Here is a 22788-nt window from a genome sequence, read left to right on the forward strand (position 1 = left end):
ATTAAGGCCTAATCGACGAACTCCGCGCCGAACTCGCAGCCGATGCGCCAGCGCAGGCGGCATTGGCGGGAATAATCGGGCGCGAAGATGATGGTGAATTGCGGCGGCACTTCCAGGAATTCCGCCACCACTTTCACGCCGCCATCCGAAATATCCGTGATCGTGCAGTCGCGCGGCAGCGAGCCCGCACCAAAATGGATCTTGGCCAGCCGGCTGCACACCCGGCGTTCGCTTCTCCGGCGATTTGCAAGCATTTGAATTCTTCACCCGTTAGATCACGGCCCATCCCGCAGCCCCAAGAGTAGCGGACATTCGTTGGAATGTGCTGAGGAGAGCCGCTCGCATTCGAGGCGTAGTGTCGGCATCGCGTTTACGGTCGGTTAGGGCTTGCTTGGCCTCGGAAATGTTCCTGTATTGTTCTTGCGAAGGGCGCCAGGCTCTGCTACCCCTAATTGCACGAGAGGGCAGGCTGGTTCGAGCATGGTTCAGCGGGTTTCTACCGTCGCCTTTGAGGGGATCGAGGCCCGTGCGGTCGACGTGCAGGTGCAGGTCGCCCCGGGCCTGCCGGCCTTCGCCATCGTCGGCTTGCCGGACAAGGCGGTGTCGGAGGCGCGCGAGCGGGTCCGTTCGGCCCTGATCGCCTCGGGGCTGGCGCTGCCGGCGCGGCGGATCATCGTCAATCTGGCGCCGGCCGATCTGCCCAAGGAGGGCAGCCATTACGACCTGCCGATCGCGCTCGGGCTGATGGCGGCGATCGGCGCGATCCCGCCGGATGCGCTGACGGGTTTCACGGTTCTGGGCGAGCTCGGCCTCGACGGGTCGATCGCGCCGGTCGCAGGTGTCCTGCCCGCCGCGATCGGCGCCAATGGACGCGAGGAGGGCCTGATCTGCCCCGCCGCCTGCGGCTCGGAGGCGGCCTGGGCGAGCCCGGACATCCAGATCATCGCCGCACAATCGCTCATTCAGATCGCCAACCATTTCAAGGGCACGCAGGTGCTGTCGCGGCCCTCACCGAAGGTGCATGAAGCCGCCGCCTCGTCCCTCGACCTGCGCGATATCAAGGGCCAGGAAAGCGCCAAGCGGGCGCTGGAGATCGCAGCTGCCGGCGGGCATCACCTCTTGATGATCGGTGCGCCCGGCGCGGGCAAGTCGATGCTGGCGGCGCGCCTGCCCTCGATCCTGCCGCCGCTGTCGCCGAGCGAATTGCTCGAAGTCTCCATGATCGCGTCCGTCGCCGGCGAGATCGAGGGCGGCGCGCTGACCGCGCGGCGGCCGTTCCGCTCGCCGCATCATTCCGCCAGCATGGCCGCGCTCACCGGCGGCGGCATGCGCGCCAAGCCCGGCGAGATCTCGCTGGCGCATCAGGGCGTGCTGTTCCTCGACGAGCTGCCCGAGTTCGATCCGCGCGTCCTGGATTCGCTGCGCCAGCCCTTGGAGAACGGCGAGGTCGCGGTGTCGCGCGCCAATCACCGCGTCACCTACCCTGCCCGCTTCATGCTGGTGGCCGCAATGAATCCCTGCCGCTGCGGCAATGCGTTCGAGCCCGGCTATGCCTGCAAGCGCGGCCGCATCGACCGCTGCACCGGCGACTACCAGGCGCGCATCTCCGGTCCCCTGATGGATCGCATTGATCTGCGCATCGAGGTGCCGGCAGTGACCGCGGCCGATTTGATCCTGCCGCCGCCGGCGGAAGGCTCCGCCGAGGTCGCCGCGCGCGTGGCGGCCGCACGCGACATCCAGCTTGCGCGTTATGCCGATGCCGGCCTGCCCAACGTCCGCACCAATGCCGAGGCGCCGGCCTCGGTCCTCGAAGAGATCGCCAAGCCGGATGCGCAGGGCGCCAAACTGCTGCGCGACGCCGCCGAGACCATGCGGCTGTCGGCGCGCGGCTATCATCGCGTGCTGCGGGTCGCGCGCACGCTGGCCGATCTCGACAACGCCGACAAGATCGGCCGCTTGCACCTCGCCGAGGCCCTGTCCTACCGCGCACTCGCGGAGGATGTGCGCCAGTTGGCCTGATCATTCCGCGCATCAACCCGGCGGTAACGAGTTTCCTTTACGCTCTGCAAACCATAAGCCCCATGTGTTTCCAACACGAGTTCCCGAGGGGCCCGGGCGAGTAGAGTGTCATGTTGCGTTTCAAGATCCTGGCCTCGGTTGTCCCCCTGTTGGCAGCGGCGGTGTTCGCCCGCGCTGAGATCGGATCGGTCTCGCATCCCTGCATCGCCCTCGGCGAGACCTCGGTCGAGCTCACAACTCTGTTCTGGACCGCCGGCGTGCACGTCGCCTTCACCGAGGATCCCGCGCAGGCCACGGTCCGGGTTCAGGTCACCGACGATGCGGACGCTGCGGATTTCGCGGTGGTGGACGACGGCCTCGGTTCGGAATCGGAAACCTGCCAGGCCACTCCGTCGACGCGCTTGGTCTCGATCGCGGCGCAGCCCATCGATGGCGCTCAGGTGATCTATCTCTCCACCGAAGGGCCGGCTGATTACCGCATCTATGTGCGCTCGAAAACGTTCTCGCAGCGCGAGGCGGCGGCGCTGATCGTCGGCGCCCGCGGCGGCCACCGCCAGCTCCAGGCCGCCTCGCTCTGAAGCATTAACACCTCGTCAACCCTGTTTGGAGGCGGCGCCGAAGCCTCAAACTGTTCGCAAGGTCGAGGCGACATCGTCACACACGGCGAGCGCGGGGTTTCGGACAAGAGTCGGGGTCGGTGGCGATGGGTCGGACGTTCCGGATCAAGGTGCGCATGCGCCGCTTCAGGCGACGGCATCCCCGTATCGCTTTCGCGCTCCGCTCCTTCATGATCTTCTCGGCGACGTTCGGCGCCGCCTATGGTTTCGTCTCCGGCAGCCGGTCCGAGAACTCCGGCTACGATCCGAATGCGTTTGCGATCGGCGCGAGCTTCCTGTTCGCCCTCGCCTGTCTCGGCCTTGCGACGCTGAGCATGCGGCTGCGTTTCGTCAACAAGCGGCTGCGTACGCTCGCCGCCCACAATGAGACGCTGATCGATCGCAATTGGGAGCTGAAGGAAGCCGAAGAGCGTGCCCGCAGCCTGTTCGAGCAGCAGGGCGATCTGATCGTGCTGCGCGACACAAACGGGCGCATCACCTTTGCCAATGACGCCTATTGCGCGCTGGCCGGACAGGCGCGGAGCGCGCTGGTCGGCACCCGCTTCGATTTCGACGTGCTCGAGCAGGGCGACAGCGCGCGCGAGAGCAGCGGCACGCGCGTCCACGACCAGAAGATCGCAACCCCGCTCGGCGCGCGCTGGATCGCCTGGCGCGAGGGCTATGTCCGCCTCGATGCCGGGCAGCCCGCCGAATTGCAGAGCGTCGGACGTGACGTCACCGACCGCACCGAGACCGAACGCGCTTTGTCCGACGCCCGCGATCAGGCCGATGCCGCCAACCGCGCGAAATCGCGTTTTCTCGCGATGGCCTCGCACGAAATCCGCACGCCCCTCAACGGCATCATCGGCATGGGCGGCCTTCTGCTCGATACCACGCTGACGCCGGAGCAGACGACCTATGCCAAGGCGGTGAAAACCTCCGGCGAAGCCTTGATGACGCTGATCGAGGAGCTGCTCGATTATTCCAAGATCGAAGCCGGCAAGCTCGATCTCGAGCAACGTCCCTTCGCCTTGTCCACGCTGATCGAGGAGATCACCGAGCTTCTGGCGCCGCGTGCGCAGACAAAAACTCTCGAGATCGCATCCTATATCGACGAGCGCCTGCCGCTCGAGGTGGTAGGCGACGCCGCGCGGCTGCGTCAGGTGCTGCTCAATCTTGCGGGCAACGCCATCAAGTTCACCGCGAGCGGAGGCGTCGCGCTGATCGTCGAGCCCGGCATCTGGCCGCACGAGATCAGCTTCCTGGTCCGCGACACCGGCATTGGCATCGCGCCGGAAGCGCAGTCGCGCATCTTTCGGGAGTTCGAGCAGGCGGACGAGCGCGTCGCGCGCACTTATGGCGGCACCGGGCTCGGCCTTTCCATCAGCGAGCGCATCGTCAAGCGCATGGGCGGCCGGATCACGCTCGCGAGCGAGCCGGGCAAGGGCTCGACCTTCGAGGTCGCGGTGCCACTGGCCCCGTCACAAGCCGGCGCCGGACAGACGGCATTCCCCAGCCCCGACCTCGCCGGCAAATCGTTACTCCTCGTCGCCGAGGGCATCGAAGCCTCGCTGATCGCGCGGCGCCTGGAACGCTGGGGCGGCCAGACCTGCATGGTTGCGGATGCGGCGGTCGCCGAGGCGCTACTGCCGGAGCGTTCATGGCACGCCGTACTGGTCGATCGCGCGATCGGTCCTGCCGCTGCCGACCATCTCGGCGAAGCGGCGCGGGCGCATGCGATGCAGCGGCTCGTGCTGCTGACGTCGAGCTCGCGCCACGAGAAATTCTCCCCGGCCTTCTCCGGATTCCTGGTGAAGCCGCTGCGCGCGGCCTCGCTTGCCACACGCCTCGCGCTGACGCCGGAGATCGCCTCGCCCGATCTCGCGCCGGAGCCGGTGACAGAATCCACCAGCGCAACGCGGGCGAGGGGTTTCTCGATTCTCGTTGCCGAGGACAACGAGATCAACGCATTGTTGATGCGATCGCTGCTCACCAAACTCGGCCATCGCGTCGTCATCGCCGTCCATGGCGAGGCGGCGCTGGAATCCTGGCTCGCCGCCTCATCGGCCGGCGCGCCCTATGACCTCGTGCTGATGGACATCCAGATGCCGCAGCTCGACGGCATCGAGACGACAAAACGCATCCGCGCACATGAGGCAGCCACGGGTCGCCAGCACACACCGATCCTGGCGCTCACCGCCAATACGCTGGTCGAGGACCGCTACGCCTGCTTCGAGGCAGGCATGAACGGATTCCTGATCAAGCCGCTCGACCGCGAGAAGCTGGACGAGGCGCTGGCCGGGCTGGCCGCGTCGCGGAACCTGGCAGTCTGATCCAGAATTTCACGGGAACCTCAGCTCGCCGGCGCCAGCTATGTTGCGGGGCAGGCCGGGAGCCGAGCATGCCCCGTGTCGTCCGGCGGGACGATCGTTCCTTCATGAGCAGTAAAACGCGGCGCAGCGAGCTTATCAGGCGGCGTTTGGGGGCCTTTGAATATGGTGTCCGTCTTTGCCGCGCGCTTGCAATGTGGGCACACGAAGAGATGCGCGATGATCGGGGTCGGCTCGTCCGCGAGCAGTTCGGAGCGGAACCACTTCATCTCGATATGGCAGTCCGGGCAGATCGGCGCTTCAAGCTGCTCCGCGGCGCTTCTGAGACGATCAACCATGCTGCCTCCCAGCCGTTTTTGAAGGCATAGCGGAATACCGATTGTCGGTCAGCAACAAAAGACACTCAGCCCGGACCAGCCAGGGACCCATGTTCACCGGCGCGATTACAGCCGCCTGAGCGCCACGCTCTCCACCGTGTGGTCGGCGCCCTTTTTCAGGATCAGCGTCGCGCGGGGGCGGGTCGGCAGAATGTTGTCCTCGAGATTGGCAAGGTTGGTGCGTTCCCAGATTGCGATCGCGGTGGCGGTCGCTTCCTCATCCGACAACAGGGCGTAGCGGTTGAAGTAGGATTTTGGATTGGTGAAGGCGGTGTCGCGCAGCGCCAGGAAGCGCTTGATGTACCATTGCCGCAGCGCCGCCTCGTCGGCGTCGATATAGACCGAGAAGTCGAAGAAGTCGGAGACCACAGGCACCGCCTTGCCGTCACGCGGCAGCTTTCCGGTCTGCAGCACGTTGACGCCTTCGACGATCAGAATGTCGGGCCGATCGATCTCCGCCCACTCGTTTGGCACGATGTCATAGGTCAGATGCGAATAGACCGGCGCGCGGACGTGACGACGGCCGGACTTGATGTCGGAGAGGAAGCTGAGCAGCAGCGGCAGGTCATAGCTGTCCGGAAAGCCCTTCTTCTGCATGATGCCCTGCCGCTCGAGCACCGCGTTGGGATACAGAAATCCGTCGGTCGTGATCAGTTCGACCTTCGGCCGCGGCGACCAGCGCGCCAACAGCGCCTGAAGCACGCGGGCCGTGGTGGATTTTCCGACGGCGACCGAGCCGGCGACGCCGATGATGTAGGGTACTTTTCGGTCGCGGATATTGAGGAACTGGCGCTCGGCGTAATACAGGCGCTGCATGGCGTCGACATAGATCGACAACAGGCGCGACAGCGGCAGGTAGATGTCCTCGACCTCCTGCAAGTCCAGGCGATCGTGCAGCGAGCGCAGCCGGTCGAACTCGCCCGGCTCCAGAGTCATCGGCGTATCGTCGCGCAGCCTGGACCACTGCTCGCGCGTATAGACGCGGTACGGATTATACTGCTGCTCGGGTGCGCGGATATCCATGACGCGATCTTTCCACCTCGGCTAGTTGCCGCTCTTGCGCGACGCCTTTTCTTCCAACCCTGACATCGACGTCCGCTTGTCCAGCGCGGCCTCGACCTCCTCCAGCTTTACGCCGCGTGCCTTGAGCAGCACAAGGAAATGGTAGAGCAGGTCGGCGCTTTCGGCGATCAGATGCGCGCGATCGTTTTCGACTGCTGCGATTACGGTTTCGACTGCTTCCTCACCGAACTTCTTGGCGCAATGCTCGGCGCCCTTGTCCAGAAGCTTGCGGGTATAGGAGGCTTCGCCACCGGATGCCGCGCGGGCATCGATGGTCTCGGCCAGATCGTGGATCGTGAAACGCGGCATACAGACTACTCGGAAAGCGCGATCCGGCCGAACGAGCCGGTCTACCGGCTCGTGTAGCACTTTTGTGAACGGGAGTCGTCAGGCATCGAGGCGCATGGGCAGTCCGCAGCGGGCCATGTGCTCCTTGGCTTCGCGGATGGTGAATTCCCCGAAGTGGAAGATCGAGGCGGCCAGCACGGCGGTGGCGTGCCCGTCGCGGATACCGTCGACGAGGTGGTCGAGATTGCCGACGCCGCCGGAGGCGATCACCGGGACGGAGACGCTGTCGGCGATCGCCCGGGTCAGCGGAATGTCAAAACCCTGCCGGGTGCCGTCGCGGTCCATCGAGGTGAGCAGGATTTCACCGGCGCCGAGCGAGACCACTTCCTGGGCATATTCGATGGCGTCGATGCCGGTCGAATTGCGCCCGCCATGGGTGAAGATCTCCCAGCGGTCGCCGCCCGGACGCTTGACGCGCTTGGCGTCGATCGCCACCACCACGCACTGCTCGCCGAACTTCTCGGCGGCTTCCTTGACGAACTCGCGTCGCGACACCGCGGCGCTGTTGATCGAGACCTTGTCTGCGCCGGCGCGCAGCAGCGTCTTGATGTCGTTGACCTCACGCACGCCGCCGCCGACGGTGACGGGCATGAAGCAGGCTTCCGCCGTGCGCCGGACCACGTCCAGCATGATGCCGCGGTTCTCATGGGTCGCGGTGATGTCGAGGAAGGTGAGCTCGTCGGCCCCGGCGGCATCATAGGCGATCGCGGCTTCGACAGGGTCGCCGGCATCGCGCAGATCGACGAAGTTGACGCCCTTGACGACCCTTCCGTCCTTGACGTCGAGGCAGGGGATCACGCGCACCTTGAACATTGGATGTCTCCTAGTACGCGTTGCGGATCAGGGTGAGGGCGGCGGCGGGATCGAGCCGGCCGTCGTAGAGCGCGCGGCCGGCGATCGCGCCAGCGAGCTTCTTGGCGCGCGGCGTCAGCATCGCCTTGACGTCCTCGATCGAGGCGAGGCCGCCTGAGGCGATCACGGGAATGGAGATCGCGTCCGCCAGCGCAATGGTCGCGTCTAAGTTCAGGCCCTTGAGCAGGCCGTCGCGCGCGATGTCGGTGAAGATGATGGCGGCAACGCCGGCATCCTCGAAACGCTTTGCGATCTCCAGCACCGTGACCTGCGAGGTCTCGGCCCAGCCTTCGACCGCGACCTTGCCGTCGCGGGCATCGAGACCGACCGCGACGCGGCCGGGGAATTTCTTCGCCGCAGCCTTCACCAACTGGGGATCGCGCACCGCGGCGGTGCCGATGATGACGCGGGTGATGCCCTTGTCGAGCCAGGCTTCGACGGTGGCGAGATCGCGAATGCCGCCGCCGAGCTGCACCGGAATTTTGATCGTCTTCAGCATCGCCTCGACGGCCTCGGCATTCACCGGCTTGCCGGCAAAGGCACCGTCGAGGTCGACGACGTGGAGATACTCAAAACCCTGCGCGGCAAAGCTCTGCGCTTGCGCCGCCGGATCGAGGTTGAACACGGTCGCGCGCGCCATGTCGCCTTGCTCGAGGCGCACGCATTGGCCGTTCTTGAGGTCGATCGCGGGGAAGAGGATCACGGTTTCCATCGCAAAAAGTTCGAGATCAGGGCCAGGCCGAAACGCTGGCTTTTCTCGGGGTGAAATTGCGTGCCGATCGCGGTGTCCTTCGCGACGATCGCGGTGACAGGCCCGCCGTAATCGGCGCGCGCCAGCACATCCGCCTCGTTGGCGGGGTTGAGGTGATAGGAGTGCACGAAATAGGCGTGCTGGCCCTTAGGGCCAAGCGGCAGCTTGTTCAGCACCGGATGCTCGCGCAAAACCTCCAGCGTATTCCAGCCCATGTGCGGGATCTTCAGGTTTTCGTCACGCGGCGTGATCTTCTCGACATCGCCGCCGATCCAATTCAGGCCGTCCGTCGTGACATGCTCCTTGCCGCGGCTTGCCATCAACTGCATGCCGACGCAGATTCCGAAGAAGGGCCGCGCCTTGACGCGCACCGCTTCCGTGATCGCCTCGACCATGCCGTTGACGGCATCAAGTCCGCGCCGGCAATCGGCGAAAGCGCCGACGCCCGGCAGCACCAGACGGTCGGCGCTGTAGGCCTGGTCCGGATCGCTGGTAACGAACACCTTTTGCGGATTGTCCAGGCTGCGCGCGGCGCGCTCGAAGGCTTTCGCGGCGGAATGCAGATTGCCGGAACCGTAATCGATGATGGCGACGCTCATCTTGGCCCTCCCGGTTCTGGAAACAACCCAATGATGCCGCCCGCCGGCAATGGCGGCGGGTTCGAGAATTGCTGACCCGGCACGCCGCGGGTCGGCGGCGGGCCGCCGCGATCAACGGCCCATTGATCGTTGACGATGCCGTGCTGCTTCTGGCTCCAGCGCTCGAAGAAGCGGTGCTCGGCGGTATCCTCGTTGTCGGCAATCACGACGTCGAGCTGCCGCCACTTGCCGCGCGACAAGGTCCAACGGCGAAGGCTCGAGGCCTCAAAGCCCATCAGCAGGGCGATAATGAGATCCGCGTAGAAGATCGACGAGCGCCCGAGACCGAGGCTGGACAGCCCCGCATTGAACGCGGCCACAAAGATCAGCCAGCCGATCAGCGCCAGCCACAGCCGATTCCACAGCAGCCAGACCGGGCCGAAGATCATCGCCCAGAAGTGGAAGCCGTCGCGCACGAAGACGAACTTGTCGGTGGCACGCAGATCGGCTCCGGCAGGAGAGGGAGCATGAACCGTATAGACAGGCATGGTGATGCCCCGTTCTCTGAATTCAGTGATACCGGAGGCGGCGCCCGCCGCCGGACCGAGACGTCAGCCGCCGAGCGAACCCTTGGTGGACGGGATTTCGCCCACAGCCTTCGGATCGATCGCGACCGCAGTGCGCAGCGCCCGCGCCAGACCCTTGAAGCAGGACTCGGCGATATGGTGGCTGTTATCGCCATATAGGGTCTCGACGTGGAGAGTCACGCCGGCGTTGATGGCGAAGGCCTGGAACCATTCGCGCACCAGCTCGGTGTCGAACTCGCCGATCTTGTCGCGGGGGAAGTCGGCCTTGAACACCAGGAACGGGCGGCCCGAGATGTCAATGACGACGCGCGACAGCGTCTCGTCCATGGGCATGTGCACGCCGGCATAGCGGGTGATGCCCGCCATGTTGCCAAGCGCCTGCTTGACCGCCTGGCCGAGCGCGATGCCGGTGTCTTCGGTGGTATGGTGATGATCAATGTGCAGGTCGCCCACCGCCTTGACCGTGAGGTCGATGCGGGAATGGCGGGCCAGGAGATCGAGCATATGGTCGAAAAAGCCGATGCCGGTCGCGATATTGGCCACGCCGGTGCCATCGAGGTTCACGGTGACCTCGATGTCGGTCTCCTTGGTCTTGCGCTTGATCGTCGCGGTGCGCATCAAAACTAGCTTTCATCCTAGTTCGGGGCCGAAAACGCCGGTCTTTTAACAGCCAAATGACGCCTTCGCTACTGCGGGAACGGGTAGCCGGGCCTCTACTTCTGCCTATGGTGAGCGAATTAGGCCCGGAGCGGCCCGTTGTCCGCCGGTTGTCCGGCTGTTGTCCCATTGGCCCCGACCGCCTAAATCAGACCCCACAACGAGGATCATTCATGCAGGTTTCCCAGAACAGCTCGCCGGGCTGGCACGGCACCACGATTTTGACGGTCCGCAAGGGCGGCAAGGTGGTGGTCGGCGGCGACGGCCAGGTCTCGATCGGCCAGACCGTGATCAAGTCCAACGCCAAGAAGGTCCGCAAGCTCGGCAAGGGCGACGTCATCGGCGGCTTTGCCGGCGCGACCGCCGACGCCTTCACGCTCTTTGAGCGGCTGGAGAGCAAGCTCGAGCAATATCCGGGGCAGCTGACCCGCGCTGCGGTCGAACTGGCCAAGGACTGGCGCACCGACCGCTATCTGCGGCGGCTGGAGGCCATGATGATCGTGGCTGACAAGGATGTTTCGCTGGTGCTGACCGGCACCGGGGACGTGCTCGAGCCCGAGGCCGGCGTGATGGCGATCGGCTCCGGCGGCAATTATGCGCTCGCCGCGGCACGCGCCCTGCTCGATACCGACAAGGACGCCGAGACCATCGTCCGCCGCTCCCTCGACATCGCCGCCGACATCTGCGTCTACACCAACCGGAATGTGACCATCGAGAGCCTGGCGACAGGGTAGGGCCCACCTGTGACTCAACGGCGGGGCACCGGACTGGCTGTAACTTCTCCCGCTTGCGGGAGAGGTCGCGCCGAAGGCGCGGGTGAGGGCTTTTCTCCTCTGGGGGATTGTCCCATTGCGGAGACACCCTCTCCCGACCCTCTCCCGCAAGCGGGAGAGGGGGCGCAGCATCGCCGCGGCTAGCTGATGGCCATAACCTACATCTTCCGCCCGATGACCGCGGCCGATCTGCCGCTGATCCGGCGGTGGCTGGGCGAGGCCCATGTGCGGGAATGGTGGGGCGATCCGGACGAGCAGTTTTCGCTCGTCAGCAGCGATCTCGACGAGCCGGCCATGAACCAGTTCATCGTGTTGGTCGGCAACAGGCCCTTCGGCTATCTTCAATGCTACCGCCTGACCGCCTGGAATACGGGCTTCGGGCCGCAACCGGAGGGCACGCGTGGGATCGACCAGTTCATCGGCGAAAGCGACATGATCGCGTGCGGCCATGGCGCGGCGTTGATTCGCCAATTCGTCAACGCGCAGCTGCGGAACGGCCTGCCGCGGATCGTCACCGATCCTGATCCGCTCAACGCGCGTGCCATACGCGCCTATGAGAAGGCTGGCTTTGTCCGCGACCGCATGGTCAAGACGCCGGACGGACCGGCGCTGTTGATGGTGCGTGAATCGTGACGCTGACGAGCACGCAGCAGAGCAAAGTCGCGGTACCCCCGCAAGCCTGGGTGGGCATCGCGTTATTGCTGCTCATGCTGCAAGCCTCGATCCTGTTCGCGGTGGGACGCGTGCCGATCTGCACCTGCGGCTATGTGAAGCTGTGGCATGGCGTGGTGAACAGCTCGGAGAATTCGCAACACATCGCCGACTGGTACAGTTTCTCCCACGTCCTGCACGGCTTCCTGTTCTACGGTTTGACTTGGCTGCTGTTCGCGCGACTGCCCTCGCTGCCTTTGTCATGGCCGGCACGATTGATCATCGCCATGCTGATCGAAGGCACCTGGGAAATCGTCGAGAACTCGCCGTTCATCATCGAACGCTACCGCGCCGGTACGATCTCGCTGGACTATTACGGCGACAGCATCGTCAACTCGGTCTCGGACGCGGTCTTCATGGTACTGGGGTTCCTCGTTGCCCGTGTGCTGCCGGTGTCAGTGACCATTCTGATCGGGCTCGCCTTCGAAATCATGCTGGCGCTCCACATTCGCGACAATCTGACACTCAATATCCTGATGCTGATCCATCCGGTGGACGCCGTGAAGCAATGGCAATCCGGTCCGCCGAGCATCTGATGGCCGAAAAAAGCGGCTTGTCCCAGCCCGCATCTGACCCTAGCTAAGGTGCCATGACAGACTTCTCCCCCCGCGAAATCGTTTCCGAACTCGACCGTTTCATCGTCGGCCAGGCCGATGCCAAGCGCGCCGTCTCGATCGCACTGCGCAACCGCTGGCGGCGGCAGCAGCTCGAAGGCTCCTTGCGCGAGGAGGTGCTGCCGAAAAACATCCTGATGATTGGCCCCACCGGCGTCGGCAAGACCGAGATCGCGCGACGGCTCGCCAAGCTCGCAAATGCGCCGTTCCTGAAGGTGGAAGCGACCAAGTTCACCGAGGTCGGCTATGTCGGCCGCGATGTCGAGCAGATCGTGCGCGATCTCGTCGAGGTCGCGATCGTCCAGGTGCGTGAACGCAAGCGCAAGGACGTGCAGGCTCGGGCGCAGCTCGCGGCCGAGGAGCGTGTGCTCGATGCGCTGGTCGGCGCCAATGCCTCTTCCGCGACCCGCGAATCCTTCCGCAAGAAGCTGCGCGCCGGCGAGCTCAACGACAAGGAAATCGAGATCGAGACGCAGTCGTCCGGCGGCGGCATGCCGATGTTCGAGATCCCGGGCATGCCGGGCGCGCAGATGGGCGCGATCTCGATCGGCGACATCTTCGGCAAGCTGGGCGGCCGCAGCAAGACGCGGCGGCTGACCGTTGAGGGCTCGCACGAGATTCTCGTCAACGAGGAATCCGACAAGCTCTTGGACACCGAGCAGCTGACGCTGGAAGCGATCAGCGCGGTCGAGAACAACGGCATCGTGTTCCTGGACGAGATCGACAAGATCTGTGCCCGCGACGGCCGCGTCGGCGGCGATGTCTCGCGCGAGGGCGTGCAGCGCGATCTGTTGCCGCTGATCGAGGGCACCTCGGTCTCGACCAAGCACGGCGCGGTCAAGACCGACCACATCCTGTTCATCGCCTCCGGCGCCTTCCATGTCGCAAAGCCCTCGGACCTGCTGCCGGAATTGCAGGGCCGCCTGCCGATCCGCGTCGAATTGCAGGCGCTGACCCGCGACGACATGCGCCGCATTCTCACCGAGCCCGAAGCCTCGCTGATCAAGCAATATGTCGCCTTGATGCAGACTGAGGGCGTGACGCTCGACATCACCGATGGCGCGGTCGATGCGCTGGCCGACGTCGCCGTGGCCGTCAATTCCGCCGTCGAGAACATCGGCGCGCGGCGGCTCCAGACCGTGATGGAGCGGGTGCTGGACGAGATCTCCTTCACCGCCCCCGACCGCAATGGTGAGACGGTCCGGGTCGATGCTGACTACGTGCAGAAGCACGTCGGAGATTTGGCCAAGAATGCCGATCTGAGCCGGTTTATTTTGTAATTTTGCCCCGGCGCTGTATCTATTCCGCCGTCGTCCTGGCGAAAGCCAGGACCCATTACCCGCGGCGGTCCTTGTTGAAACAGATGGCGACTCCGATCTCGGCTCAAACAACCTTCTGTGGTTATGGGTCCCGGATCAGCGCTCGCTATGCTCGCTTGTCCGGGACGACGGCTGAGTTGGCCGCCAATGCGCAGGTGCGGCGTGCCCGCTAGCCTCTGGCAAAACCCGTGGCGGCTGCTGCTCGCGATCAACGCCGCCGTCCTAGTCGGCGTGTTCGTCCACAAGATCCAGCTGCCGCCTTACGTCCCCTATATCCACCTCCTCGTCGACTACCATTTCGGCTTCATCAAGCGTGCGCTGATCGGGGCGATCGTCGCGCTGTTCACGGCGAAGGTGCCGGTGTGGCTGGTGTTCGCGCTCGGCGGGGTGACGTGGCTGGCGACGCTGGGGCTGTACGCAAGGCTGTTCCAGAAGACGTTCGGCTTCACCGCGAAGACGCTGCCGCTGTTCGTCTTCACCGCGGGCTCGCCGTTCTTCCTCAAGAACTTCATGCACACGCTCGGCCATTTCGACATCTATGGCTGTGCGCTGGCGATCGTCCTCTTGCTGATGCCGGCGGGCTCGCTGCTCTTCGTGGCGACGGCTACACTGTTCTCGATCATGCTCGTGTTGATCCATCACATCCATCTCTTGATGTATGTGCCGACGATCATCACCATCGTCGTGATCAGGCATTACCTGGCTTGCGGCTGCAATCGCACCAACAATACGTTCGGTGTCGCGGCTTTTGCCATCGTCTCCGCGCTGTTCTTCGCGGCGCAGTTTCTGGGAACGATGCCGATCCCGGAAGCGGATTTCGTCGCATATCTCAAGAGCCGGATGGCCGATCCGTCCCGCACCGATCTGCTGCAATTCAGCTACATCTGGTATCAACCGCTGGCGAAGGAGGTTGCCGACACCTGGGGCCGGCTGCCGCACAACATTCTCGGCGTGCCCGTGTTTGCGCTACTGATCTGGCTGCACACGCCGCTGTGGCGTTATCTTGCGAGCCTGATCGACGCGCTTGCGAAGGATATGCACCGGCGGCTGGTCCTCGCGGCGGTGATCGGCGTCAGCCTCGCCTATCTCGTGATGTTCGCGATGGTGTTCGACTATTCGCGCTGGATCTCGAACTGGGCGGTCTGCATGTTCCTGATTCTGCACGCGGTGAAGATGCTTCCCGCCGCGCGCGAGACGCCGCCGATTCCGGCCGAGGATCGGAAGACGAACACCTTCGGCCTGATCCTCACGCTGATCCCGCGCGTCGGAATCATCCGGCCGTTCTGAGACGACTCAGTCCAACTCCGGAGACGGTGCGCTCCCTCTGCCGCTTGCGGGAGAGGGCTGGGGTGAGGGTGTCTCCACAAAGAGATTGCCCAAGATGAGAGAGCCCTCACCCGCAAGCGGGAGAGGCAAGAGAAGTCCGCGCTCGCAATCGCCCGGCCGCTCTAGACCCTCGCCCGCCGAATTCGCACGTACAGCGCACCTTCGCCGCCGTGCCCGATATGGGCCTCCTCGAAGCCGACGACGAAAGCGCGGAATTCCGGCAGGCTGAGCCATTCCGGCACCTGGCGGCGCAGCACGCCGCTTTCGCCGCCGCTGCGGCCCTTGCCGGTGATGACCAGAACGAAGGTCAGGCCGTCGTGCTGGGCGCGGTGCAGAAAGCCGGTCAACGCACGATGGGCGCGCGTCTGGGTCATGCCATGCAGGTCGAGCCGCGCTTCGATCTCGCTGCGCCCACGCGATAGCTTTGCGCGCTCGCGCTTGCCGATCGGCGCCAATGGCGGGACGGACGGTTTTGCGACGCGCGGCACCGGCGCAGCGGCGACCGGCCTTGCGGGCGGCGCGGGTCTTGCGGACGGGAGCGTCGGTGATGGCTCACCGCGCGGCGCGGCCGGCGCCTTCGCCACGCGAGACTTCCTCAGCGGCTTGACCTGTTTCGCAACATTGTCCCACAGCGCGCGCTCCTCCTCGCTCAGCGCACGGCGGCGCGGTGAGGGACGCGGCTCCAGCACGGGCGGACGGGACGATCGCTTCATTGCTGCGGGTGGGAACGACGATTCACGCGCTTGCGCTGTTCGCGGTCGGGCTTGATGTTGGGACGCGGCTCCGGCAGCGGCACCGGGCTCGCCACCGCAACGGTGGCGTCCTTGGCTTGTGGCACGGCAGGCGAGGGCGCGCCAGCTTTGCCTGACTCAGCAGCTTTCGCCGCAGCCGCCGCGTTCTTCGGATCCTTGGCCGGGTCAGTCTGCGGGAACAGCTTTGCGATCTTCTCCGAGGGACGCGGGTCCGGCACCGGCAATCGCGCGCCGCGCATGCTGGGATCGAGGCTCTTGGGCACCAGCATCACGAAATGCATGGGATGGCGCAGCCGCCCGGAGACGCGGCCGGCATCCGGGCCCGCGCCGAAATAAAGATCGGCGCGCGCAGGTCCAATGATGGCCGAGCCGGTGTCCTGCGCGATCATCAGCCGGTGGAACGACGTCTTGGCGCGTTCGGAATCGATCGGCAGCTCGCCCTCAATGAAGAATGGCGTGCCGTAGACGTGCAGCGACTTGTCGACTGCGATCGAGCGGCCGGCCGTCAGCGGAATGCCCTGCGCGCCGACCGCCTCCTCCTTGTCGGAGAGATTGACCTCGCGGAAGAAGATGTAGGCGCGGTTCTGGCGGCGCAGCTCCTTGGCGCCCTCAGGATTCTGCGTCATCCATTCCCTGATCTTCTGCATCGACATCTCTTCCTTCGGAATGATGCCGCGCTCGATCAGGATGCGGCCGACCGCCGTGTAGGGATAGCCGTTATAGGCGTCGTAATTGAGCCGGACGGTGCCGCCGTCGTCGAACTTGATCCGTGCCGAGCCCTGGATCTGCGCGAACAAGAGATCAGTGGGGTCCTTGAGCCAGGCGATCTCCAGCCCGCGGCCGGCGATCTTGCCGTCCTCGATCTCGCCGCGGTCATAGTAGGGCACCAGCTTGCGGCGGCCGATCTTGCGATAGACCGGACCCTTGTTGGGCAGGCTGACCGAGTCCTGCTTGTAGCCGCGCACGAACAGGTTGGAGGGGCGGCGATAGACCGGAACGTTGTAGACGTCGGTCTGCGTCCGCGATCCCTCCAGCACGGGCTCGTAATAGCCGGTGACGAAGCCGTCGGGCTCGCCGAGGCGCGAGATGCGCAACGGCGAAAAATTCTCCTCGAAGAAGGTCTTCGCTTTGGCGTCGTCGGTGAGCTCGAGCGATCTGGCGGCCCGGCAGGGCTTGCTCAGCGAGGCGCCAAGTGCTTTGGATTCGGCTTTGGATTCGGCTTTCGGCTCAGATGCGCCGGTCTGCGCGTTGATCGACCGGCAGCTCGCACGGAAGGTCTTGTAGGCGGCGAGATGATTGTCCTCGCTCCAGCCCTTCACGTCCGCCCAGGCCAGCGGCAGATATTGCGCGCCGGAAATCTCGAACGGCAGGGGAAGCTGCGGATAGGGCAAGGCCCGCGGCGGGGCGGCAGGCAATGTCGGAGGATGATGGTGGTGGCTGCGGTAGTGGCGCCGCGCCGCCTCTGCGCCGAGCGAAAACGACGACAGCACGACGACACCTGCGCAAAGCGCCGTCGCGCTGTTCTTCAGAAATATCTTAATTCGCGCTTCCGGTGCCAACCAGCTTCCAGTTCGGATCGCGAGAGGAGGTGTCGCGGGCGAAAGTCCAGATGTCGGTGATGTCGGCGACCGTGTCGGCGCTGCCGTCGACGATGTTGCCGGCCTTGTCGCGGGTGGCCGAGATCATCTGCGAGACGAAGCGTACGGTGAGCTGAGCGGTGCGGTCGCGCAGCTCGGCGCCGACGAGCTCAGCCTTGTCGATCGAGACAAAACGCGTCTCGGTCTTCTGCTCGTTCTTCTCGCGCTCCTTGATCGCGGCATCGAAGCTCTCATAGACCTCCGACGACAGCAGGTCGCGCAGCGCGCGGCGGTCGCCATTGGCAAAGGCGAGCACGATCATCTCATAGGCGCCACGAGCACCCGAGATGAAATGGCGCGGGTCGAAAGTGGAATCCTTGTCGACGATGGCGTCGAGACCCTGCGCGAGTGGGGTGCCCGGCTCGGCCAGGCCCTTCCAGCGATCGGCGGGCGGGGTCGGCTCGGCCGTCGGCGCCAGCGGGGCTTGGTCGATCACCTTGCCCGGCATGGTCACGACGTTCTTGTCCTGGGCACCCTGGAGCGCATTGCGGTCGAACGGCGGCCGTTCGTTGCCGGTGCGCTGTCCCAGCACGCTGCGCAGCCGCAGAAAGATAAAGACCGCCAGCGCCAGGAAAATGATAGTGTAGATGTCCACGTCGTATTCGCTTTCTGGTCTTTGCTTTTGGTCTTCGATTTGAGGTCGTCGCCGGGAAAATCAATCCGGCCAGTAGACCGTTCCATACGGAAACGGCAAGTCTACATCACCATTTAGGTCCGCGCGTCTGGTCCCTGGGATGTAGGCACGAAATCTTGCCCGGCCAATGGCGCCTTTTGGCACGGCGCTGAGTGTAGCGCGTTTTATGCTTAAGGGGAAACCCGATCCTGCCCGGAAATCGCGCTTCTTCAATCGTTTAGGGCGCAATTTCGCGCAAAAGACCGGGTGAACCGCACAGTTGCGGGCGCGGCTCCGATATCTCACCCGGGGTCGTTCGTCCTTGTAGAATGAGGCGGGCCTATGTTAGCCAACCGCCGCGAAATTCAGCCCAAATCGGGTAAGGAGAGACTTTCATGACCAACGGTAACGGCACCCCTCCCGAGGCGGCCCAGGCTCCCCAGCTCAACGTGCTGGCGCAATATACCAAGGACCTCTCGTTCGAAAATCCGAACGCGCCGAGCTCGCTCCAGCAGCAGAGCCAGCCGCCCCAGATCAACATCCAGATCAACGTCAGCGCCAACAACCTCAGCGAACAGGAGTTCGAGGTGACGTTGTCGGTCGAGGGCAAGGCCGAGGCGGCGAGCAAAGTGATGTTCTCGTTCGAGCTCGCCTATGCCGGCGTGTTCCGGATCGCCAATGTGCCGAAGGAGAATTTGCATCCGCTGGTCATGATCGAGTGCCCGCGCCTGCTGTTCCCGTTCGCGCGCGAGATCATCGCGACCGCCGTCCGCGACGGCGGGTTCCCGCCGCTGATGCTGGATCCGGTCGACTTCGTCGGTCTCTATCGTCAGAACATGGAGCGGCAAATGGCCGCTCAGGGCCAAGCCGGTCAGGCCTAACCGGCCGCCATGGCAGCTGGAGCGGGCAGGTACTCGTTCCAGATCGCCTTGTCGCCAAACGTTGCGATGAAGGCCCGGTGGGCCTCGCGTTCGGCATCGGAAACCCGCGGCGCAAGCGGCACCAGGCGCTGTCGCCGCGGCGCTTCGCCGGTCGCACTGACGCGAATCTCCTCGGTGTCCGAGGCCAGCAGCAGCTGCGACTGCCGCGCCCCAACCAGATCGACATAGACCTCGGCCAGGAGCTCGGCGTCGAGCAGCGCACCGTGCTTGGTGCGGTGTGAATTGTCGATCGCGTAGCGCGAGCAGAGATCGTCGAGCCGGTTCGACACGCCGGGATGCTTGCGCCGCGCCAGCAGCAGCGTATCGACCAGCCGCTCGCGCGGGATCGCCGCGCGCTTGATCCTATCGAGCTCGGCATTGATGAAGCTGATGTCGAACGAGGCGTTGTGGATCACCAGCGGCGCATCGCCGATGAATTCCAGAAACTCGTCGACGACCTCGTGGAACAGCGGCTTGGTCGACAGGAATTCGGCCGACAGCCCGTGCACTGCGAAGGCCTCCGCCGGCATGTCCCTTTCGGGGTTCATGTAGCGGTGGAAGGTCTGTCCGGTCGGCATGCGGTTGAAGATCTCGACACAGCCGATTTCGACCAGGCGATCGCCGCGGAGCGGATCGAGGCCGGTGGTTTCGGTATCGAGAACGATTTCGCGCATGATTGGGATGGCCGTGCAAAAATCGGCGAATCAGGCTCGCCGCTGCGGCATCTTAACGACCTCGGCCAGGATGTGCTTGATTTGAGCACGCACCGGGTCCAGCCCGTTTGAGGTATCCACCACGAAATCGGCGCGCTTGCGCTTTTCGGCGTCGGGCATCTGCTTGGCGATGATGGCGTCGAGCTTTGCCTCGTCCATCGTGCCGCGCGCCAGCACCCGCTCGCGCTGAAGTTCCCGCGAGGTCGAGACCACGACCACGGCGTCGACCCGTTTCTCGCCGCCAGTCTCGAACAGGAGGGGAATGTCCAGGACCACGACGGGGACCTTGGCCGCTTCGGCCTCGGCGAAGAATTTTTTGCGGGACTCGCCCAGCATTGGATGGACGATCTGCTCGAGCTGCTTGATCGCGGCGGGATCGTGCACGACCCGCGCGGACAGTTTGGACCGGTCGACCTTGCCGTTGATGGTGGTGCCGGGGAAGGCAGCCTCGATCGCGGGAGCCGCTTCGCCTTCATACAAGTGATGAACTGCGGCATCGGCGTCGTAGACGGGAACACCAGCCTCCGCGAACAATTTCGCGGTGGTGGATTTGCCCATCCCGATCGAGCCGGTCAGTCCGAGGATCCGCATCAGCGCCCAGCCATGTCTGTCGTTCACACCGCAACTAGCCGCTCGCGGCGCAGGAACGCAAGCAGCGGCAGCAGCGGCAGGCCGAGAATGGTGAAATGGTCGCCCTCGATGCGCTCGAACAGATGAATACCCAGCCCTTCGAGCTGATAGCCGCCGACACTGGTCGCGACGGCGTCACCGGCGGCATCGAGATAGGCTGAAAGCTGGGCCTCGGTCATATGCCGCATGGTCATGCGGGCTACCGAAACATCCTCGAAAACAATCTTTCCGCCATGCGCCACCGCCACCGCTGAATTCAGCTCGTGGCTGTTGCCGGCGAGATCGCGCAATTGCGCCATCGCCTGGGGACGACCGGCAGGCTTGTTGAAGAGGCGCTCGCCAAGAGCCAGGGTCTGGTCGGCGCCGATCACATAGCTTCCGGGATGAAGAGCCGAGACGGCCTTCGCCTTTTCACAGGCCAGCAACAGAGCGATCGCGCGCGGGTTTGAAAGCTTCGACGCAGCCTGAAGGCCGCGCTCGTCGATGTCAGCCGTCACGCTCTCGAATTCGAAGCCAGCATTCGCCAACAGCATTTTCCGCGCGCTGCTTTGCGAGGCCAGGATCAACGGAGATGTGCCGCGCCACAGACCCATTGCGAAACTATTCTGAGGGCCGGTTGCGCTGGCGATCGGTGTAGAGCTTCATGATCGCCGCGGCGGTTTCCTCGATCGAGCGTCTGGTGACATCGAGCAGTGGCCAATCATGCTTGGCGCTGAGCTTGCGTGCGAACGCAACCTCCTCGGTGACCGATTGCTTGTCGGTGTAGGTGTCGCTGCCAGACTCGGCTCCCATAGAGAGCAGGCGATTCTGACGGATCTGGATCAGCCGTTCCGGCGTCGCATGCAGGCTGACGACCAGCGGACGCGTCAGCGTCTCCAATTGCGAGGGCACCGGAATGCCCGGAACCAGCGGCACGTTGGCGGTGCGGATGCCGCGATTGGCAAGATAGATCGACGTCGGCGTCTTCGAGGTGCGGGACACACCCACCAGCACCACGTCGGCCTCGTCGAGGCCTTCGACATGCTGACCGTCGTCGTGGATCATGGTGTAGTTCAGCGCATCGATGCGCTTGAAATATTCCGCATTGAGCACGTGCTGGGCGCCGACGCGGCCGGTGGTCGCAGCGCCGAGATACGCTTCGAACAGCTGCATCACCGGGCCGATGATCGACAGGCTCGGAACGTTGATCTCCTTGCACTTGTTCTCGAGCCTGAAGACCAGATCCTTCTCCAGCAGCGTGAACAGCACGATTCCCGGCGCCTCCTCGATCTCGTCGAGCACGCGATCGAGCTGCTTCTGGCTGCGCACCAGCGGATAGACGTGCTCGACCGGCGTCACGTTGGCGTATTGAGCCGCGACCGCGCGCGCCACGGTGATGAGTGTTTCACCGGTGGAGTCGGAGACCAGGTGCAGATGGAAATAGTTGTTCGAGGTCGGCACAAAAACTCTTTGGATTTTGGCGGGGCAGTTTGTGGATTTCTGTGGAGCTTAACCTCTCGGAAAGAGATGCGCGACACCAGGGACGGGACAACGGCCAATTTTCTTCACACCGCTGCCCGCCAGAACAAGTTTGCCGGCCGGCCGGCGCGGAAACGGGATTGCGCGGACAAGCCTCTTGATAAGCTGCCGACAGGCGGGCGCAAGCCCCTGAGACCGGGTCACTTATTCCGACCGGCCAGACCGGCGCAGGAGATGTTGATGGATGTGAACAAGCGCGCGTGAAGTGGCGGACGGAATTGCGTGAGTCCAATCCACGGTCACAAAGACTCAAACCTTAAGATTCTAAAATTTTTAGGTTTAGAAGAGCCGAGCACGCGGATATGTGTGTGCGCCCAAATCTATGAATGAATTCTTACCGAACACCTTCCATCCACTGTTCGGTGAGCAGAAAGCGGTTTCGAGCAGAATGGATCCCGGTTCGCGTCGGCAAAGCGGGTCGAAAACAAGAATGGAAGGCTGCCGGCATGTATGAGTGGATCAAGGCGCTGCACGTGATCGCCGTCATCGCCTGGATGGCGGGCATGCTCTATCTGCCGCGGCTGTTCGTCTATCACTCCGAAGCCGAAATCGGCTCGAAGCAGTCCGAAACGTTCAAGGTCATGGAACGCCGGCTGCTCAAGGCGATCATCAATCCCGCCATGACGGTCACTTGGCTCGCCGGGCTCTATCTCACCTGGTCCGGCCATTGGTTCAGCTCCGGCTGGCTGCACGTAAAACTGGCACTGGTCCTGGCAATGTCCGCGGTCCACGGCTTTTTTTCCCGCTGGCTGAAGGATTTCGCCGCCGATCGGCGCCCGCGGACCCAGAAATTCTATCGAATTATCAATGAGGTGCCGACCGTCCTGATGATTTTCATCGTGATCATGGTGATCGTGAAGCCGTTCTAGGCAAGGCGCGCGACGAATCGCTCAGCGCTTCGGCTTGCGGAGCAGGGAGCGATTTTCTATATTATCGATATCCCACCCAACGCAGGCGGATGTGGTTGTGTCCGAGCTTTCCAGAGGCCGGACACCGCATCAGGTTTGAAGCCTCATCGGCACTCTCCTTGCCAGACCTGCGGACCTTACCTGCACTGCTCGCGTCCGCATTTCAGAGCCACCTCGCACCCCCCCTCCAAGGTTAC

General features: G+C 64.1%; 26 protein-coding genes. 10 read left to right on the forward strand and 16 right to left on the reverse strand.

Going from position 1 to position 22788, the window contains the following annotated elements:
* Positions 1-8 precede the first annotated feature (8 nt).
* A complete protein-coding gene (locus tag XH85_RS01815) occupies positions 9-254 on the reverse strand; it encodes a PilZ domain-containing protein (protein ID WP_018644993.1) in 246 nt (81 codons plus the stop codon).
* A gap of 226 nt (positions 255-480) precedes the next feature.
* On the opposite strand from XH85_RS01815, the gene XH85_RS01820 reads away from it, so the two are divergent.
* From XH85_RS01820 to XH85_RS01830, 3 genes are all read left to right on the forward strand, one after another.
* Complete coding sequence (locus tag XH85_RS01820; protein ID WP_128930491.1) at positions 481-2019, forward strand: YifB family Mg chelatase-like AAA ATPase; 1539 nt, start codon at positions 481-483, stop codon at positions 2017-2019.
* A 110-nt stretch (positions 2020-2129) separates the two neighbouring features.
* Positions 2130-2597: a hypothetical protein gene (locus tag XH85_RS01825; RefSeq protein WP_128930492.1), complete on the forward strand. Its 468-nt coding sequence runs from the start codon at positions 2130-2132 to the stop codon at positions 2595-2597.
* A 125-nt stretch (positions 2598-2722) separates the two neighbouring features.
* Entirely contained in the window at positions 2723-4948 is a 2226-nt protein-coding gene (locus tag XH85_RS01830) for an ATP-binding protein (protein WP_164940040.1), read from the forward strand.
* Positions 4949-4986: 38 nt separating this feature from the next.
* Here the strand turns inward: XH85_RS01830 and XH85_RS01835 are convergent, their stop codons facing one another.
* The 8 genes from XH85_RS01835 to hisB all read right to left on the reverse strand — a co-directional run bounded on the left by XH85_RS01835 (position 4987) and on the right by hisB (position 10118).
* Complete coding sequence (locus XH85_RS01835) at positions 4987-5283, reverse strand: hypothetical protein (RefSeq protein ID WP_245473356.1); 297 nt, start codon at positions 5281-5283, stop codon at positions 4987-4989.
* Between the two features lie 105 nt (positions 5284-5388).
* The gene (coaA, locus tag XH85_RS01840) at positions 5389-6345 is read right to left on the reverse strand and encodes a type I pantothenate kinase (RefSeq protein WP_091882557.1); all 957 of its coding nucleotides are present in this window, start codon (positions 6343-6345) and stop codon (positions 5389-5391) included.
* Between the two features lie 21 nt (positions 6346-6366).
* Positions 6367-6693, reverse strand: a complete 327-nt coding sequence (locus XH85_RS01845; protein ID WP_008539706.1) for a phosphoribosyl-ATP diphosphatase — start codon at positions 6691-6693, stop codon at positions 6367-6369.
* Between the two features lie 78 nt (positions 6694-6771).
* Complete coding sequence (hisF, locus tag XH85_RS01850; protein WP_091882560.1) at positions 6772-7545, reverse strand: imidazole glycerol phosphate synthase subunit HisF; 774 nt, start codon at positions 7543-7545, stop codon at positions 6772-6774.
* A 10-nt stretch (positions 7546-7555) separates the two neighbouring features.
* Complete coding sequence (gene hisA / locus XH85_RS01855) at positions 7556-8296, reverse strand: 1-(5-phosphoribosyl)-5-[(5-phosphoribosylamino)methylideneamino]imidazole-4-carboxamide isomerase (RefSeq protein WP_245473358.1); 741 nt, start codon at positions 8294-8296, stop codon at positions 7556-7558.
* Complete coding sequence (gene hisH, locus XH85_RS01860) at positions 8284-8934, reverse strand: imidazole glycerol phosphate synthase subunit HisH (protein WP_091882563.1); 651 nt, start codon at positions 8932-8934, stop codon at positions 8284-8286. The genes hisA and hisH overlap by 13 nt, the downstream gene beginning before the upstream one ends.
* Positions 8931-9461, reverse strand: coding sequence for a DUF2628 domain-containing protein (locus tag XH85_RS01865; protein ID WP_128930494.1), 531 nt, complete (start codon positions 9459-9461; stop codon positions 8931-8933). The genes hisH and XH85_RS01865 overlap by 4 nt, the downstream gene beginning before the upstream one ends.
* 63 nt (positions 9462-9524) lie before the next feature.
* Complete coding sequence (gene hisB / locus XH85_RS01870) at positions 9525-10118, reverse strand: imidazoleglycerol-phosphate dehydratase HisB (RefSeq protein WP_091882569.1); 594 nt, start codon at positions 10116-10118, stop codon at positions 9525-9527.
* Positions 10119-10330: 212 nt separating this feature from the next.
* Between hisB and hslV the strand changes: the two genes are divergently transcribed.
* From hslV to XH85_RS01895, 5 genes are all read left to right on the forward strand, one after another.
* Positions 10331-10891: an ATP-dependent protease subunit HslV gene (hslV, locus tag XH85_RS01875; RefSeq protein WP_091882572.1), complete on the forward strand. Its 561-nt coding sequence runs from the start codon at positions 10331-10333 to the stop codon at positions 10889-10891.
* Positions 10892-11077: 186 nt separating this feature from the next.
* The gene (locus XH85_RS01880) at positions 11078-11563 is read left to right on the forward strand and encodes a GNAT family N-acetyltransferase (protein WP_128930495.1); all 486 of its coding nucleotides are present in this window, start codon (positions 11078-11080) and stop codon (positions 11561-11563) included.
* Positions 11560-12177: a DUF2585 domain-containing protein gene (locus tag XH85_RS01885; RefSeq protein ID WP_128930496.1), complete on the forward strand. Its 618-nt coding sequence runs from the start codon at positions 11560-11562 to the stop codon at positions 12175-12177. Before XH85_RS01880 ends, XH85_RS01885 begins: the two co-directional genes overlap by 4 nt.
* A gap of 53 nt (positions 12178-12230) precedes the next feature.
* Positions 12231-13535 carry an ATP-dependent protease ATPase subunit HslU gene (gene hslU / locus XH85_RS01890; RefSeq protein ID WP_091882581.1) on the forward strand — a complete coding sequence of 435 codons (1305 nt, stop codon included), beginning with the start codon at positions 12231-12233 and terminating at the stop codon, positions 13533-13535.
* 186 nt (positions 13536-13721) lie between these two features.
* Positions 13722-14861: a hypothetical protein gene (locus XH85_RS01895; protein ID WP_128930497.1), complete on the forward strand. Its 1140-nt coding sequence runs from the start codon at positions 13722-13724 to the stop codon at positions 14859-14861.
* 161 nt (positions 14862-15022) lie between these two features.
* On the opposite strand, the gene XH85_RS01900 is transcribed toward XH85_RS01895, so the two are convergent.
* The 3 genes from XH85_RS01900 to XH85_RS01910 are packed head-to-tail and all read right to left on the reverse strand — an operon-like array spanning position 15023 to position 17884.
* Positions 15023-15613 (reverse strand): Smr/MutS family protein, encoded by a 591-nt coding sequence (locus tag XH85_RS01900; protein ID WP_128930498.1) that lies wholly within the window; start codon positions 15611-15613, stop codon positions 15023-15025.
* Complete coding sequence (gene mltA, locus XH85_RS01905; RefSeq protein WP_164940042.1) at positions 15610-17211, reverse strand: murein transglycosylase A; 1602 nt, start codon at positions 17209-17211, stop codon at positions 15610-15612. Before mltA ends, XH85_RS01900 begins: the two co-directional genes overlap by 4 nt.
* A complete protein-coding gene (locus tag XH85_RS01910; RefSeq protein ID WP_128930500.1) occupies positions 17189-17884 on the reverse strand; it encodes a Tim44/TimA family putative adaptor protein in 696 nt (231 codons plus the stop codon). The genes mltA and XH85_RS01910 overlap by 23 nt, the downstream gene beginning before the upstream one ends.
* A 413-nt stretch (positions 17885-18297) precedes the next feature.
* On the opposite strand from XH85_RS01910, the gene secB reads away from it, so the two are divergent.
* Positions 18298-18783 (forward strand): protein-export chaperone SecB, encoded by a 486-nt coding sequence (gene secB / locus XH85_RS01915; RefSeq protein WP_091882589.1) that lies wholly within the window; start codon positions 18298-18300, stop codon positions 18781-18783.
* Here the strand turns inward: secB and dnaQ are convergent.
* Genes dnaQ through XH85_RS01935 form a run of 4 tightly spaced genes read right to left on the reverse strand, consistent with a single transcriptional unit; the run spans position 18780 to position 21605 of the window.
* A complete protein-coding gene (dnaQ, locus tag XH85_RS01920; protein ID WP_128930501.1) occupies positions 18780-19496 on the reverse strand; it encodes a DNA polymerase III subunit epsilon in 717 nt (238 codons plus the stop codon). The genes secB and dnaQ overlap by 4 nt on opposite strands.
* A gap of 30 nt (positions 19497-19526) precedes the next feature.
* Positions 19527-20126, reverse strand: a complete 600-nt coding sequence (gene coaE / locus XH85_RS01925) for a dephospho-CoA kinase (RefSeq protein ID WP_128937062.1) — start codon at positions 20124-20126, stop codon at positions 19527-19529.
* Positions 20127-20149: 23 nt separating this feature from the next.
* Positions 20150-20758, reverse strand: a complete 609-nt coding sequence (locus XH85_RS01930; protein WP_128930502.1) for a Maf family protein — start codon at positions 20756-20758, stop codon at positions 20150-20152.
* Positions 20759-20765: 7 nt separating this feature from the next.
* Positions 20766-21605, reverse strand: coding sequence for a pyruvate, water dikinase regulatory protein (locus tag XH85_RS01935; protein WP_091882598.1), 840 nt, complete (start codon positions 21603-21605; stop codon positions 20766-20768).
* A gap of 524 nt (positions 21606-22129) precedes the next feature.
* Between XH85_RS01935 and hemJ the strand changes: the two genes are divergently transcribed.
* On the forward strand, positions 22130-22552 hold the full coding sequence (gene hemJ / locus XH85_RS01945) for a protoporphyrinogen oxidase HemJ (protein WP_128930504.1): 423 nt from the start codon (positions 22130-22132) through the stop codon (positions 22550-22552).
* The last annotated feature ends 236 nt before the right edge of the window (positions 22553-22788 follow it).

This window comes from Bradyrhizobium zhanjiangense, from assembly GCF_004114935.1.
Lineage (GTDB): Bacteria > Pseudomonadota > Alphaproteobacteria > Rhizobiales > Xanthobacteraceae > Bradyrhizobium > Bradyrhizobium zhanjiangense.